Source organism: uncultured Campylobacter sp. (assembly GCF_938030785.1).
GTDB lineage: Bacteria > Campylobacterota > Campylobacteria > Campylobacterales > Campylobacteraceae > Campylobacter_B.
The window spans coordinates 1-14,336 of the sequence record NZ_CALHIK010000035.1 but is presented as its reverse complement, the minus strand read 5'-3'; the positions used below and the strand labels follow the sequence as shown (position 1 = coordinate 14,336).

Sequence of the window (14,336 nt, the reverse complement as noted above, 5' to 3'; positions counted from 1 at the left end):
CTGCTTTTTCTAAGCTCGCTACTTTGATCCGCGACCTCCTCGTCATCCTCGTTTTGCGCGGTCGTATCCTCGCCGCTATCGTCCTCTTGGGCATTTACGGCTTCGTCAGCGCCGATCGGTCTAGTCGAGCGTAGAAACTCCAAATCCTCTTTAGAAAGCGGGCTTAGATCGGTGTTTTTTGCAGATTGCGTTTTTTTGGCGGAGGAGTTTTTGGAGCTTTTAGAATTTTCCGAGGCTGAAGCTTTGGGGCTTTTATCCGCTAAATTTGAAGAGCTTTTGGAATTTTCCGTTTTGGAGCTTTTCTCGCTCTTTGCGGACTTTGTTTTGGAATCGCCCGAAGCTTGAGAATTCTCGCTGCTAGCGGAGCTTGTTTTTTTAGAATTTTTCGAGCTTTTCTTTTCGGCGGAGTTTGAGCTTTGTTTGCTCTCGTCGCTAGAGCTTTTGGACTTTGCTTTATCTTCGCTCTTTGTGTTTATACACGCGAGCTCCTTTTCGTAGGCGGAGGAGTCGAGTCCTAAATTTTTCGAGCTATAAACCAGCCTTTTTAGCGCTTTTATTCGGACTTCCTTCTGCGACGCGCCTTCGTAGAGCGATTTTAGCTCCTTGTGCAGCGAGCGCTTGTAATTCGGCGTCGCTACGATGAAATCCTTATCGAATTTCGCAAAAAACGCCTCGCTGGAAGCTCCAAACGCCAATACGCAGCTAAAAGCCGCGATTAGAAAAATTTTAACTATCTTCGCCATTTACAAGTTTTTCTATCAATTCCTTCACGGATATGATCTCGTTCAGTCGCCAGCCGTTTGCGCCGGTAAAAAATAGACCGCTTTGCGTTTTGCCAAGATATGCGTCGCTTAGGCGGTCTGCGATACAGTATCCTACGGCGTTAGCGCCTTTGCCGCGCTCGCAAGGGCTTACGCAGTTGCTGATACAGCGGATCTTAGGCGCCGTGCCTGCGGCGATCATATCTTGTAAATTTGTATGAATTCCGCGCGCGGGATAGCCCACGGGCGATTTTAGAAGCTCGATGTCCTCTTTTTTGGCGTTAAGAAGTACCTGCTTGAATTCCTCCGCGGCGTCGCATTCAAAGGTGCCGATGAAGCGCGTGCCCATCTGCACGCCGTCTGCACCCAGGACTTTTACGCGATCGATGTCGGTTTTATCCCAAATCCCGCCTGCTACGAATAGCGGGAAGCTGCCCCAGCTAGCGATCTCTTCCTTAACCTGCGGGATCAGATTATCCAGACTAAACTCCGCATCCATGCACTGCTCGTAGGTAAAGCCTTGATGTCCGCCGCTAAGAGGGCCCTCGAGCACTACGGCGTCCGGGATGCGGTCATAGCGCTGCTTCCAGCGCTTGGCGATGATCTTAAGGGCCTTGGCGGATGAGACGATAGGCACGAGCGCGACATCTGGGAAATCGGCCGTAAATTCCGGCAGATTGGTAGGAAGCCCTGCGCCGCTTATGATGATGTCGATGCCAGCCTCGCACGAATCCCTTACGATGCGCTCGTAGTCGTTCGCCGCGCACATTACGTTCATCCCCAAAGGCGCATCGCCGCAAATTTTACGGGCGTTTTGCACGATGGTAAAAAGCGCCTCTTTGCTATAAAAATTCTCGCTCGTATAGGGTCTGCCCTCGAGCGATTTTTTGGCAAATTTAAGATTTTCGTAGTAGCCTGTGCCGACCGAGCTAATCACGCCTAGGCAGCCGTTTAGGCTGACATTGCCGGCGAGATTGTCCCAACTGATGCCAAGTCCCATCCCGCCTTGAATTATCGGGTGTTTAATCTCGTGTTTGCCTATTTTTATACTCATTAATCTACCTTTAATCTGGCGAATTTTTTCTTCCCTACTTGAAGCGTATATTCGCCCGAGCTAAGCTGAAGCTGCTCGTCTAAAATTTTACTCTGATCGATGCTGACGGCGTTTGATTTTATCAACCTGCGCGCATCCGAGCTGGATATGGCGAGCTTGCAGCTAATTAGCGCCTTTACGATCCATGCAGGCGAGCTTACGTGATATTCTTTGATCTCCGTAGGAAGCTCGCCGGCGCCGTGGACGCGGTCAAATTCCTGCTTGGCTTCAAAGGCTGTGTTTTCGTCGTAAAATCTAGTAACGATCTCGGAAGCAAGCTCCTCTTTGACCGCCTTAGGATGGATAGAGCCCTCGGCTACGAAGCCTTTTATAAGCTCGATATCTTCGTTGCTCTTTTGGCTAAGCAGATTATACCAATCCCACATTAGATTATCGCTGATGCTCATCACCTTACCGTACATATCGTGCGGCGTGTCGGTTACGCCGATGTAGTTGCCCAGGCTCTTACTCATCTTATTCGTGCCGTCGGTGCCTACTAAAAGCGGCATCATCACGACGCTTTGCTCCTTGCCGATATCGTAAATTCTTTGCAGCTGGCGACCCATTAGAAGATTAAATTTCTGATCGGTGCCGCCAAATTCTATATCGCATCTCATGCAGACGCTGTCGTATCCTTGCAGCAGCGGATACATAAACTCGCTGATACTGATCGGCTGCTCGGCCTTGTAGCGCTTCTCGAAGTCGTCGCGCTCAAGCATTCTAGCGACGCTATAAGTGCTGGATAGCTCGATCATTCCGCTGGCGCCCAGGCGGTTGGTCCATTCGGAGTTAAACATCACTTTGGTTTTGGCGGGATTTAAAATTTTAAATACCTGATCCTCGTAGGTTTTAGCGTTTTGCAGCACGACTTGGCGCGGAAGCTTTTTGCGCGTTTCGCTCTTACCGCTCGGATCGCCGATTTGAGCCGTAAAATCGCCGATTAGAAACTGCACGATCGCGCCGTGGTTTTGTAAAAATGCGAGCTTATTCAAAACGACAGTGTGTCCTAGGTGCAGATCCGGAGCGGTCGGATCCATTCCGATCTTTACGTAGAAGCTCTCGCCGCTGTCGTAGTAGCGCCTAATCAGTGCCTCGATCTGCTCTTCGTCTATGATCTCTGCGACGCCGCGCTTGAAATTTTCCATAATGCCTGTGATGTCAGCCATCTGCTCTCCCTTATTATTAGTTTTTATATACGTCCGTAAGCGATACGAAATCCACGATCTTAAAGCGGTTTTTAAGCCTATCTTTGATCTGCGCGGAGTCTAAATTTTCGTTCAGCTCAATGATGATCTCAAAATAATCCGACGTCGTTTCGCTATTTTCGTTGAGGCTTATCGATACCAGATCGATCTCGAGCTTGACTAAATAGTTCAAAAACGCCGCCAACGAGCCGCGCTTATTTTCTAAATTTAAGAGGATCTTGTAGCGGTGCGGCGCGTTGCGCGTCCATTTTACAAAGATCATCTCATCGCTTTTGATGAGGTTGCTCGCTCTTTCGCACAGTTTGTGATGCACCGTCACGCCGTGTCCGTTGCGAAAGCCGATGATGTCGTCGCCGCGCTTCGGATTGCAGCAGTAGTCGAATTCTACCTCATCGATCTTAAAATTTGAATACACCACTATATTATCAAATTTTTGCTTTTCAATCTCGTATTTGTTGCGAAATTTCATATTGAAAAATTTTTCTCTGAGCGGGTATTTTTTAAGCGCGTTTACGACGTCTTTTAAAAATACCGAATCATACGCGGCTTTGCCGATCTTTTTGCTTAAATTTTCCTTCTCGAGCCAGCTTATTATGCCCTCTTTGCTCGTCGTAAAGATCGCGCATAAAATTTTAATCGCCACTTCGTAATTTACGTCCCTGATCTTTTGCTTGCAAAACGCCTTTATCGTCGCGCGCGCCTTGCCCGTTTTGACTGAGCTTAGCCAGCTGCAGCGGTAATGCGGCTCGTTCCCCGTGATGATATGGACGATGTCGCCGTTTTTAAGCTCCGTTAGCAGCGGCACTTTGACGCGGTTTATAAAGGCTTCGGTCGCTTTTAAGCCCACTTGAGAGTGTATCTCGTAGGCGTAATCAAGCGCCGTAGCGCCGCGCGGCAACGTAAAAATTCCGCCCTTGGGGGAATATACGGCGATATCCTCGACGTAGAGGCTATCTTTGGCGTATTCGTAAAGATCTTCGGCGTTGGCGTCGTCCTCTTCCTGCATGCCGATGTCGTTTAGCCAATCAAGCTTCGGATTGATCGAGCCGCTATATTTATATTTCCAGTGTGCGGCGACGCCGAATTCCGCGGTGTTGTGCATATCGAATGTGCGGATCTGCACCTCTACGATCATACTTTCGTTAAAAACGGTCGTATGGATCGTCTGATATCCGTTTTGCTTTGGCAGCGCGATATAATCTTTAAAGCGCGATATGAGCGGGTTAAATTTAGTATGGATTATACCTAGAGCCAAATAGCAATCCATCGGCTTTTGCACGATGATACGGATAGCCAAAAGATCGAGCACCTCCTCGATCGAAATTCCTTTGCGTTGCATCTTCAAAAAGATCGAGTAGTAGTGCTTCATTCGCTTCTGGATATCGAAGCTGCCCTCATTAAAGCCGTTTGAAAGCATATACTCCTTGATCTTTTCGCTAAATTTACTAAGATTCATCTGGAGCTGCTGCTTGTGCTCCTCGACGTAATCGGCGATCGCCGAGTACTCTTTAGGCATTACGTATTTGAAGCTAAGATCTTCAAGCACGTTTTTGATCGATGAAATTCCAAGCCTGTGCGCGATCGGCGCGTAAACCAAAAGCGTCTCCTCGCCGATGCGTTTTTGTTTATCCGGGCGAAGCGCATCTAGGGTTAGCATATTGTGCAGCCTGTCGCAGAGCTTGACTACCAAAACGCGCTGATCGTTAATGGAGATCATCAGCATTCTGCGGAAAGTAAGCGCGGTGGTGCGTAGCTTGGTGTTACTATCGCTGGATGGGGCTAATTTATCCTCTCTGATGTTTACAATTTTAGTAAGCCCCTCTACGATCTTAGAAACCTCGCCTCCGAATCTCTGCTCCACCTGCTCTATACTAAAATCGGTATCTTCGACCACGTCGTGCAAAAGAGCGGAGATCACCATCGCGTAATCTCCGCCCATAAAGGCTACGAAGCAGGCGACTAAAATCGGATGGATCGCATACGGCTCGCCGCTTTTGCGAAACTGCCCGTCGTGCTGCGCGATGCATAAATTTATAGCATCCACCAGCAGCGGAGTGGGCTCTTTTAGATTATAAAGCAGCTGCTTGGCGCTTTGTATATCTTTGGTATCGACAACGTCTTCGATAAGACTTTCTAGGAAGTTATCATTAATCCTTGTCAACGATTCCATCTAATGCGATCTTACCTTCGGCTAGTTCCAAGATTGCTATATCGGCAAATTTCATCTTGCGAGTATCTACGTTCTCTATCAGCGGCGGTTCGCCCGCAGCTAGCTGCTCGGCGCGTTTGCTTATCATCAAAGATAGCTTATATCTGTCTCCGCCGGTTGCTTTTAAGGCCTTAGCTACTATTTGTTCGGTTCTCATCAATTCTCCTTAAATTTAAAATTTCAGTTTTTTACGATTGAGCAGGAGCTTAGATCTCCGCCCTCGACGATTTTGTATAAATTTCCGCTCTTAAACATATTACACACGATGATCGGAAGCGCGTTGTCTTTAGCAAGCGCGATAGCCGTATCGTCCATCACCCTGATATTGTCGTGCAAAGCCTGGTCGTAAGTGACTTTGGAAAGCAATTTGGCGTCTTTAAATTTTTGCGGATCTTTGTCGTAGATCCCCATTACCTTCGTGGCTTTTATGATGGCGTCGGCTCCGATCTCGATAGCGCGGAGAGTGCCCGCGGTATCGGTTGTAAAGAACGGATTTCCCGTGCCTGCGGCAAAGATCACGACGCGACCTTTTTCCAGGTGCCTTTTGGCGCGGCCGATGATGAAGGTCTCGCAGATCGCTTCCATCTTTATCGCGCTTTGCACGCGCACATCCATGCCTGCGTATTCGAGCGCTTCTCTCATCGCGATTGCGTTTATGACGGTAGCTAGCATGCCCATATGATCGCCGCTGGTGCGCTTTATGATACCGCTAGCCGCGGCGCTTACGCCTCTGATGATGTTGCCGCCGCCGATTACGATGCCTACTTCGATGCCGCCCTCTACGAGCTGCTTGATCTCTTTAGCGATAAATTTTAAAATTTCGCTGTCGATCCCAAAGCCGTTCTCTCCCGCTAGCGCTTCACCCGAAAATTTTACGAGTATGCGATTGTATTTAGCCATAAATTTAGCTCCTAATAAAATTTTAAAATATTATCCAAAAGTCGTTTAAAAATAACTTTTTAGGCTATTTTAGATGATCTTTAAGGCGCTTTATCCAGATCTTTTTCGGAGCGATTATCTCGCTAGCGCTGCCGTTTACGGCGTGATAGATCAATGTGCCGTGCAAGCTCGCGTAGTAGCGGATTATGAGGCGCTGCAAATAGGGCTCGTAGCTCGGCACAAACCAGCCGTTATTGCTGATCGCTACGACGTATTTTGGCGAGCCCTCGTAAAGCTCTGCGCGCGTAGCCTCGTAGCAAACGGCGCTTCTTACGCTCTTGCCGCCAAGCTCGTAGTCGCTAAAACCGCTAGCCGTCGAAAAATCGGTCGCGCCGTCTAACAGCACGCGGTTGATGAAATTTCGCGCAAATTCAGGCAGCGGCACCATTTCGCCAAACGGCACCAAAATGTGCTTATCAAAGCGGCTCATTTGCCCGCCTGCAAAGAGATAGGCGCTGTTGTAAAATTTCCCGTTCTCATACGCTTCCGCGCCCGCTACGATCGTAATTGCGCGCGATTTTTCCTTTAGGGCTTCAACTAGCACGTTTTCTAAATTTAGCGGCATCGCAAAGGCGCTCTCGGGCAAAATTATCGCATCCTGCCCCGCTGCGATCGCATCGTCAATCCGAGCTAAATTTGCCAACGCGGCGGATAAAATTTTATCCTTTGCCCAGATGTCATACTGCGAAATATCGGTGTTTGCGAGTGAAATTTTAATCGGTAGCGGCTCGGGTTCTTTTTGGCTAAATTGCAGCGCGCAGATCAAAAATGCCGCGAAAATTAGGGTGTTAAGTTTAGCCCGGGCGCCGCGCCCACGTAGATATAAAACCGCGCAAAGCCCCGCTAAAATCAGAGCCAGCGCGCTAAGATCGGCTCTGAAAATTCCATGGCTTAGCAGCAGTTCAAAATTTAGCCAATCAAAGCCGAAAGGGTGGATAAATTTTAGAATCAAAAGGCATGCAGCGCGCAAACCTGGAGCGTCAAAGATCGCAAAGATGCGGAAAATAAAGGCATAAACGAGACAAATTCCAAGAATTTCAAGCGGGATCAAAAACGCGAGATTAAAATAGATCAGGCTGAAGCTGATCCAGTGCATCCACAGCGCGCCGATAAAAAATCCGCACCAAAACCACTCCGCCTTGCTTGCCTTTAGCAGATAAAAAAGCGCCGCTATCGCGATCAGGGGCGAGAAAAATTCCGCCGCCAGAGCGATTAAACCGTCAAATTTAGAGCTTAAAATTTCTACGAAAATAAAATTTGAAAGCGCAAGGGCAAGAACAAAGCCTTTATTTATGTAACTTAATGTAAAATAGCTACTTTTTAAATTTCTAATAAAGGAAACACATGGAACAAGGAAACTTCTTTGCATCAATCCTACCTATCGTCGTAATCTTCGCGATTATGTATTTTTTGATTATCAGACCGCAGCAAAAACAGGCCAAGGATCATAAGGCGATGATTGACGCACTCGCAAAAGGCGATAAAATCGTCACCAACGGCGGTATAAAATGCACGGTCGTAAAAACCAACGAGGATTTTATCACAGTTAAGCTTAACGATGAGGTCATGGTTGAGCTGGATAAACAGTTTGTGGCAAGAAAATTAGATGACTAGTAAAATTTCATACCGCCTGCTGATCTTTTTGGCTGCGGTGATCTTTTCGGCGATTTTTGCCGCGCCTTCGATCTTCCAGACCGAAAAGGGAAGCAAGATAAACTTGGGTTTGGATCTGCAAGGCGGCCTGCATATGCTTTTGGAAGTTCAAAGCGACGAGGCGGTCGTTTCAAAGATCAAATCGATCGCCGCTAGCGTCAATTACGCCGCCAAGCGCGACGATCTGTTGATGGACGGGCTAAAATTGGAAGGCGATTCGTTTGAATTTGAAATTTTAGACGCGGACGAGGCTTCTAAATTTGATGCGATTTTGCATAACGCCGCAAGCGGTTTGGACATTCAAAAATCTGGCGAAAAATACCGCGTCACGCTAACGCCCGAGGAGATTGAGGCTACTAAAAAATACGCGATCGAACAGGCCGTAGAAACTATCCGAAACCGCTTGGATCAATTTGGACTTGCGGAGCCAACGGTAGCAAAGCAGGGCGAGAGCTATATTTTGGTTGAGCTTCCGGGCGTCAAAAACGCAGCGGATGAACAGCGCGCCAAAGATCTGATCGCCAAAGCAGCTCACTTGCAGCTTATGGCGGTGGACGATGTGCGCCAAGACCGCGCGCAGACTATCAGCGCAGCGGATGCCAGAGCTTACGGCGATGTGATCTATCCCGACGTTAAAAATCCGAATTACAAGTATCTCATAAAAGAAATTCCGGTTTTAGACGGCGCGATGCTAGTCGATGCGAAGGTTGCCTTCGATCAGCACACCAACCAGCCGATCATAAATTTTACGCTGAATTCTCAAGGCGCTCAAATTTTCGGCGATTTTACCGGCAAAAACGTCGGTAAGCGCCTTGCGATCGTACTTGACGGCAAGGTTTACTCCGCACCGCGCATAAACGAGCGTATCGGCGGCGGCAGCGGTCAGATCAGCGGCGGATTTAGCGTCGAGGAGGCGCACGACGTAGCGATAGCGCTTAGAAGCGGCGCGCTTTTGGCTCCGGTCAAAGTATCCGAAACGCGCAGTATCGGCCCTAGCCTAGGACAGGATAGCATCGATAAGAGCATGGCGGCGCTTAGTTTGGCGGCGGTTGCGATTTTGATCTTTATGATTTTCTACTACGGCGTAGCGGGGCTTTTTGCCGACATCGCGCTTGTGGTAAATATCTTGTTTTTGATCGCTTGTATGGCGCTATTCGGCGCAACATTGACGCTTCCAGGAATGGCGGGTATAGTTTTGACGGTCGGAATGGCGGTGGATGCGAACGTCATCATCAATGAGCGTATCAGAGAGGTGCTTAAAACGGGCGCTTCGATAGGTCAAAGTATAAGCAAGGGCTATGAGAACGCGATGAGCGCGATCATAGACTCCAATATCACGACGCTGATCACCTCTGCTGCGCTTTATGCTTACGGCACGGGTCCCGTGAAAGGTTTTGCCGTTACGATGAGTATTGGTATCGTGGCGTCGATGATAACGGCGATTTTGGGTACTCACGGAATGTTTGAGCTGGTGATCGCCAAGATGGAAAAGAGCAAAAATACCGCGCTTTGGCTCGGCTATAAAATTAGAAAGGTCGCAAATGCAACTATTCGATAAAGATAAAATTTATGATTTTATGAAATTTAGATATTTCACCTTTGCGCTTTCTGCCATTTTGATAGTAGGCTCTATCGCGCTGTTTTTGATTAAGGGCTTTAACTACGGCATCGATTTTAGCGGCGGTACGCTCATCCAGGTAAAATATGACGCCAAAGCGCCTCTGGACGAGATTAGAAAGCGCTTCGAGGCGGCAAATTTAGGCAACATAAACGTGACGGAATTCGGCAGCGACGAGGAGGTTACTATAAGATACTCGGGCGCTGCGGATTCGCTGGGCGACAACCCCGCTCTTGCCGCGCAAGAAATTTTGCAAGGCAGCGGAAATTTTGAAGTCCGCAAGGTCGATATAGTGGGTCCAAAAGTCGGCGAGGAGCTTCGCACAAAGGGCATTATGGCGGTTTGCGTATCGTTTGCTCTGATTTTGGTTTATATCACTCTGCGCTTTGAGTGGAGATTTGCGGTCGCCGCGGTATTATCGGATCTGCACGACGTCGTAGTCGCGGTGGGCGCGCTAATACTTGCGGGCGTTGATTTCAACCTTGAAATTTTAGCCGCGCTTCTAACCATCATGGGTTATTCGCTTAACGATACCATCGTCGTTTTCGATAGAATTCGCGAGGGCGTGAAGGAAAGTAAATCGGTCAAGCTTAACGAAGTCATCAACGAATCGATCTCGCACACGCTTTCGCGCACAGTCCTAACCTCGCTTACGACGCTCATCGTCATAGTGATTTTGTTCTTCTGGGGCGGAGAGATGATCCACGGCTTTAGCTTCGTGATGTTGGTGGGCGTCATTGCAGGAACTTTCAGCTCGATCTTCGTAGCCGCACCGCTACTGATTATCTTTAAATTTAACGTAGAGAAGTATCGCGCGTTTTTGGCTGAAAAACAGCGCCGTATCAAAGAGAAAGAAAAAAACCGAGCCATGTATGAAAAAGGCACGGTGTAAGGATAGAAGATGAATTGGGGAAGGGTAATTTATATATTTTTCGCTCTGATGAGCATGACGACGATCGGCGGATTTATTTACGAAAGGCATGAAATTTTACTTTTCATCGCAACCAGCGTAAATGCGGTCTCGACGCTTTTGAAGGTGGGCGTGCGAAATATGCTCGCAGCCGAGCTTTTCGCAAGTTCGCTCGTAGCGGATCTGCATCTCATACCGGCGTTTGTTTTGATCTTAGTCGCACCCGGCGATCTTTCGATCGTAACCTCACTTGCGATCGGCGCGCTGCTTGCAAATTTCTTCTCGCTCATTTTGATCTCGATCGAATCTGCAAAAACAAGAGATGAATTTTAGGAGAGCCTATGCCTTACGACAGTAAAAGTATCGAGTTTAAATGGCAGAAAATTTGGGACGACGAGGGGGTTTTCGAGCCTAAGGATGATTATAGCCTACCTAAAAAATATATCCTTTCGATGTTTCCCTACCCAAGCGGCCGCATCCATATGGGGCATGTGCGAAACTACAGCATCGGCGACGCTTTGAGTCGCTATTATAGGCTGCGCGGATACAACGTGCTTCAGCCGATCGGCTTTGACAGCTTCGGAATGCCAGCAGAAAACGCGGCGATCAAACACGGCACCCATCCCAAAACTTGGACCTACGAAAATATCGATTATATGAAAAACGAGCTGCACCGCCTAGGCTTTAGCTTTTCGGCTCGCCGCATGCTCGCTACTTCCGATCCGCTCTATACGCGCTGGGAGCAGGAATTTTTCATCAAGCTTTTTGAAAAAGGGCTCATCTACAGAAAAAGCGCCGTGGTAAATTGGTGCGAGCACGATCAGACGGTGCTTGCCAACGAGCAGGTCGAGGAGGGCAGGTGTTGGCGCTGCGGCAACGAGGTCGTGCAAAAGCAGATGCCGGGATATTATCTAAAAATCACCGCCTACGCGCAGGAGCTTTTGGATTGCTTAAAGGAGCTTGAGGGCAAGTGGCCCGCTCAGGTGCTTACGATGCAGGAGAACTGGATCGGACGCAGCGAGGGTTTGGAATTTAACTTTAAATTTGACGAGCAAAGCAGCGCTAATCTTGGCGGCATCGAGGGCTTCAGGGTTTTTACGACGCGCCCCGATACGATTTACGGCATGAGCTACGCGGCGCTTGCGCCGGAGCATGAGGTCGTAAAGAGACTTTTGGATGAAAATTTACTCGGCGCCGAAGCTGCGGCGAAGGTAAGAGAAATTTTAAATCAAAGCCCGCGCGAGCGCCAAGCAAGCGATAAGGACGGCGTGAGCCTCGGAATCAGCGTGCTTCATCCGCTAAGCGGCAAAAAGATCCCCGTTTGGACCGCAAATTTCGTCCTAGCAGAATACGGCGGCGGCGCGGTTATGGCGGTGCCTGCGCATGATGAGAGAGACTTTGAGTTTGCGAAGAAATTTAACCTGCCGATCATCCAAAGCATCGCTCCTAAAAGCGGCGATTACGACGCTAGCAAAGCTTACGTAGAGAGCGGAGTTTTGGTAAATTCTGAAGAGTTTAGCGGCATGGATAGCGAGAAAGCAAAAAGCGCCGTTATCTCAAAATTTGAGGAGCTAAAGCTCGGACGCCGCGTGGTAAATTTTAAACTGCGCGATTGGGGAGTGAGCCGCCAGCGCTACTGGGGCGCGCCGATCCCGATGATCCACTGCCCAAAATGCGGGCTTGTAAGCGAAGAAATTTCAAATCTACCCGTAGAGCTTCCGCAGGATATTAAAATCACAGGCAAGGGTAATCCGCTCGACGCGCATCCTAGCTGGAAGTTTTGCAAATGCCCTAAATGCGGCGGCGACGGGGTGCGCGAAACCGACACGCTCGATACATTTTTTGAAAGCTCGTGGTATTTCGCGCGCTACGCAAGCGACGAGCGGACGTGGCAGCAGCGGGCGTTTGACGAGCAAAGCGTGAATTACTGGATGAACGTCGATCAATATATCGGCGGCATCGAGCACGCGATATTGCACCTTTTGTATGCGAGATTTTTCCAAAAGGCTCTTCGCGACATAGGCTATCTGCGCGATAGCGAGCCGTTTGAGCGGCTGCTAACTCAGGGTATGGTGCTAAAAGACGGCGCGAAGATGAGTAAAAGCAAGGGAAACACCGTCGATCCCGATGATATTATCGAGAGATACGGCGCCGATACGGCGAGACTTTTTATACTTTTTGCAGCACCGCCGCAAAAGGAGCTTGAGTGGAACGACAGCGCGGTAGAGGGCGCGTATAAATTTTTAAATCGCCTTTACGATCGCGCCGAAAACGCCTATGCCACGGATAAAATTCCGCAGATCGACCATGCGAGCCTAAATAAAGAGGAAAAATATGCTCGCCTTAAAGTTTACGAGGCGCTTAAGAAATCGCAGCAGGTTTATGAGAGTAGCTTTGCTTTTAATACCCTAATCGCTGCGTGTATGGAGGCGCTAAACGCCCTAAACGCGCAGAGCGACAAAGACGTATTCACCGAGGGCTACTTTGTGATCTTAAGTCTGCTTGAGCCTATCGTGCCGCACATCTGCGCAGAGCTTAGCGAGAGGCTGTTTGGACGGGCGAATTTTTGCGAGCTGAGAGTTTGCGAAGAGGTATTCGAGAGCGATACGATCAAACTCGCCGTCACGATTAACGGCAAAAAGCGCGCCGAGTTCGAGGCGAGCGCGAGCCTAAGCGAGGGCGAAATTTTAAGCCTTGCGAAGCAGAATTGCGCCAAATGGCTAGAGGGCAAGAGCATCGTAAAAAAAATTTACGTCAAAAACAAGCTCGTAAATTTGGTGATAAAGTAGGCGAAGATGAGGAAAGCTTTAACCGTTTTTTGTTTGATTTTTTTGATCGGCTGCGGCTACAAACCCGCCGCAAGGATCGCGAAAGAAACGATGGATGGAAGCGTATTTGTGGATGTAATGATGAGCAAGACCGATCCGCAAAACACCGTCGCGATCAAAGACGCGATCAGGCAGGGCATAGTCCAGCGCCTGGGCATGAGCCTTGCGGATAAAAACTCGGCTCAAACCCAGATCGTCGCCTCGATCAAAAGGCTGAGCTTTAGCGAGCTTTCATACGATCAGTTCGGCTATATCACGAGCTACCGCGCAAATTTGGTCGTAAATTTCAGTACGAAGCTTAAAAACGGCGAAATTTTTAGCAAAGATTGCGTGGGCGATTACGATTTCAGGGTCAGCCGTCTAGTCAAAAACAACTACGACACGAGCTCGATTATAAGCGACAAGGATCGCTACGACGCGATCGAAAACGCCTCGGCGCAGGCATTTGACGAGTTCGTCTCGGCGCTTGCGATCAAAGGACTGAGGGTTGAGCAAAATTTGCAGCGTTAAAAAATTTCTAAATGATCGCCCGATTTTTTATAAAAAGATCGACTATGAGCGCTTTCCGAAGGCGTACGAGAGCATAAAGGATAAAATTCCGCTCAAAAACGTCATTCAGATCATCGGCACCAACGGTAAGGGCAGCACCGGGCGGTTTTTGGCCAACGCGATCGCTGCCGCGGGCTTTAGGGTCGGGCACTACACCAGCCCGCACGTTTTCAGGCTCAACGAGCGCATCTATCTTGCGGGCCCCGGCGCGGTAAATGCTCTTATCGCGGAAAAATCGCGCGCTACGGAAAATGCGCGTGCTGCGGTAAGTATCCGCCGCGACACAAAAGGCTCGGGCGGGCTAAATTTCGGCGACGCCCCGCTTGGGCTAAATTCTAACGCTACGCCGATGGGCTCAAATTTTAACGGTATGCCGCTTGAAGCCAATTCTGCCGCCGCGCCGGTCGGGCTAAATTTTAAAGCTGCTTTGATTGATCTAAATTTCAGATCCGCGCCGATCGGACGCGACGTTAGCGACGTGCAGCTTCAGCGCGCGCATGAATTTTTGCAGGCAAACTTGCCCTCGGAGTTTAAAGATAGCCTGTCGTATTTCGAGTATCTCACGCTGGCA

At 48.9% G+C, this 14,336-nt stretch carries 12 protein-coding genes and 2 pseudogenes; 7 read left to right on the top strand and 7 right to left on the bottom strand.

What is annotated here, in order from left to right; translation table 11 throughout:
- From Q0438_RS01865 to Q0438_RS01835, 7 genes and pseudogenes are all read right to left on the bottom strand, one after another.
- Nucleotides 1–743: pseudogene (locus tag Q0438_RS01865) on the bottom strand (hypothetical protein); the annotation flags it as partial.
- Entirely contained in the window at nucleotides 727–1,815 is a 1,089-nt protein-coding gene (locus Q0438_RS01860) for a nitronate monooxygenase (RefSeq protein ID WP_299186687.1), read from the bottom strand. The gene Q0438_RS01860 and the pseudogene Q0438_RS01865, both read right to left, overlap by 17 nt.
- Nucleotides 1,815–3,020: a tyrosine--tRNA ligase gene (gene tyrS, locus Q0438_RS01855; protein WP_299186684.1), complete on the bottom strand. Its 1,206-nt coding sequence runs from the start codon at nucleotides 3,018–3,020 to the stop codon at nucleotides 1,815–1,817. The genes Q0438_RS01860 and tyrS overlap by 1 nt, the downstream gene beginning before the upstream one ends.
- 16 nt (nucleotides 3,021–3,036) lie before the next feature.
- Complete coding sequence (locus Q0438_RS01850) at nucleotides 3,037–5,229, bottom strand: RelA/SpoT family protein (RefSeq protein ID WP_299186682.1); 2,193 nt, start codon at nucleotides 5,227–5,229, stop codon at nucleotides 3,037–3,039.
- Complete coding sequence (locus Q0438_RS01845) at nucleotides 5,207–5,425, bottom strand: DNA-directed RNA polymerase subunit omega (protein ID WP_299186679.1); 219 nt, start codon at nucleotides 5,423–5,425, stop codon at nucleotides 5,207–5,209. Before Q0438_RS01845 ends, Q0438_RS01850 begins: the two co-directional genes overlap by 23 nt.
- A gap of 23 nt (nucleotides 5,426–5,448) precedes the next feature.
- Nucleotides 5,449–6,168, bottom strand: a complete 720-nt coding sequence (pyrH, locus tag Q0438_RS01840) for a UMP kinase (RefSeq protein ID WP_297881798.1) — start codon at nucleotides 6,166–6,168, stop codon at nucleotides 5,449–5,451.
- Nucleotides 6,169–6,232: 64 nt separating this feature from the next.
- Nucleotides 6,233–7,576: an apolipoprotein N-acyltransferase gene (locus Q0438_RS01835; RefSeq protein WP_299186676.1), complete on the bottom strand. Its 1,344-nt coding sequence runs from the start codon at nucleotides 7,574–7,576 to the stop codon at nucleotides 6,233–6,235.
- Between Q0438_RS01835 and yajC the strand changes: the two genes are divergently transcribed.
- The 7 genes and pseudogenes from yajC to Q0438_RS01800 form a co-directional block, all read left to right on the top strand.
- Nucleotides 7,552–7,821, top strand: a complete 270-nt coding sequence (yajC, locus tag Q0438_RS01830; protein WP_299186673.1) for a preprotein translocase subunit YajC — start codon at nucleotides 7,552–7,554, stop codon at nucleotides 7,819–7,821. The two genes, Q0438_RS01835 and yajC, sit on opposite strands and share 25 nt — an antisense overlap.
- Nucleotides 7,814–9,418, top strand: a complete 1,605-nt coding sequence (gene secD / locus Q0438_RS01825) for a protein translocase subunit SecD (protein ID WP_299186671.1) — start codon at nucleotides 7,814–7,816, stop codon at nucleotides 9,416–9,418. Before yajC ends, secD begins: the two co-directional genes overlap by 8 nt.
- Nucleotides 9,402–10,370, top strand: a complete 969-nt coding sequence (gene secF, locus Q0438_RS01820; RefSeq protein WP_299186669.1) for a protein translocase subunit SecF — start codon at nucleotides 9,402–9,404, stop codon at nucleotides 10,368–10,370. The genes secD and secF overlap by 17 nt, the downstream gene beginning before the upstream one ends.
- Before the next feature lie 9 nt (nucleotides 10,371–10,379).
- Entirely contained in the window at nucleotides 10,380–10,721 is a 342-nt protein-coding gene (locus Q0438_RS01815) for a DUF6394 family protein (protein WP_299186666.1), read from the top strand.
- Nucleotides 10,722–10,729: 8 nt separating this feature from the next.
- Entirely contained in the window at nucleotides 10,730–13,177 is a 2,448-nt protein-coding gene (gene leuS / locus Q0438_RS01810) for a leucine--tRNA ligase (protein WP_299186662.1), read from the top strand.
- Nucleotides 13,178–13,183: 6 nt separating this feature from the next.
- The gene (gene lptE, locus Q0438_RS01805) at nucleotides 13,184–13,726 is read left to right on the top strand and encodes an LPS assembly lipoprotein LptE (RefSeq protein WP_299186661.1); all 543 of its coding nucleotides are present in this window, start codon (nucleotides 13,184–13,186) and stop codon (nucleotides 13,724–13,726) included.
- Nucleotides 13,704–14,336, top strand: a pseudogene (locus Q0438_RS01800) (bifunctional folylpolyglutamate synthase/dihydrofolate synthase); the annotation flags it as partial. The gene lptE and the pseudogene Q0438_RS01800, both read left to right, overlap by 23 nt.

Bases quoted from the DNA above. Each gene is read 5' to 3' on its own strand.
- Q0438_RS01860 (WP_299186687.1), bottom strand. From the start codon at position 1,815: ATGAGTATAAAAATAGGCAAACACGAGATTAAACACCCGATAATTCAA.
- tyrS (WP_299186684.1), bottom strand. From the start codon at position 3,020: ATGGCTGACATCACAGGCATTATGGAAAATTTCAAGCGCGGCGTCGCA.
- Q0438_RS01850 (WP_299186682.1), bottom strand. From the start codon at position 5,229: ATGGAATCGTTGACAAGGATTAATGATAACTTCCTAGAAAGTCTTATC.
- Q0438_RS01845 (WP_299186679.1), bottom strand. From the start codon at position 5,425: ATGAGAACCGAACAAATAGTAGCTAAGGCCTTAAAAGCAACCGGCGGA.
- pyrH (WP_297881798.1), bottom strand. From the start codon at position 6,168: ATGGCTAAATACAATCGCATACTCGTAAAATTTTCGGGTGAAGCGCTA.
- yajC (WP_299186673.1), top strand. From the start codon at position 7,552: ATGGAACAAGGAAACTTCTTTGCATCAATCCTACCTATCGTCGTAATC.
- Q0438_RS01835 (WP_299186676.1), bottom strand. From the start codon at position 7,576: ATGCAAAGAAGTTTCCTTGTTCCATGTGTTTCCTTTATTAGAAATTTA.
- secD (WP_299186671.1), top strand. From the start codon at position 7,814: ATGACTAGTAAAATTTCATACCGCCTGCTGATCTTTTTGGCTGCGGTG.
- secF (WP_299186669.1), top strand. From the start codon at position 9,402: ATGCAACTATTCGATAAAGATAAAATTTATGATTTTATGAAATTTAGA.
- Q0438_RS01815 (WP_299186666.1), top strand. From the start codon at position 10,380: ATGAATTGGGGAAGGGTAATTTATATATTTTTCGCTCTGATGAGCATG.
- leuS (WP_299186662.1), top strand. From the start codon at position 10,730: ATGCCTTACGACAGTAAAAGTATCGAGTTTAAATGGCAGAAAATTTGG.
- lptE (WP_299186661.1), top strand. From the start codon at position 13,184: ATGAGGAAAGCTTTAACCGTTTTTTGTTTGATTTTTTTGATCGGCTGC.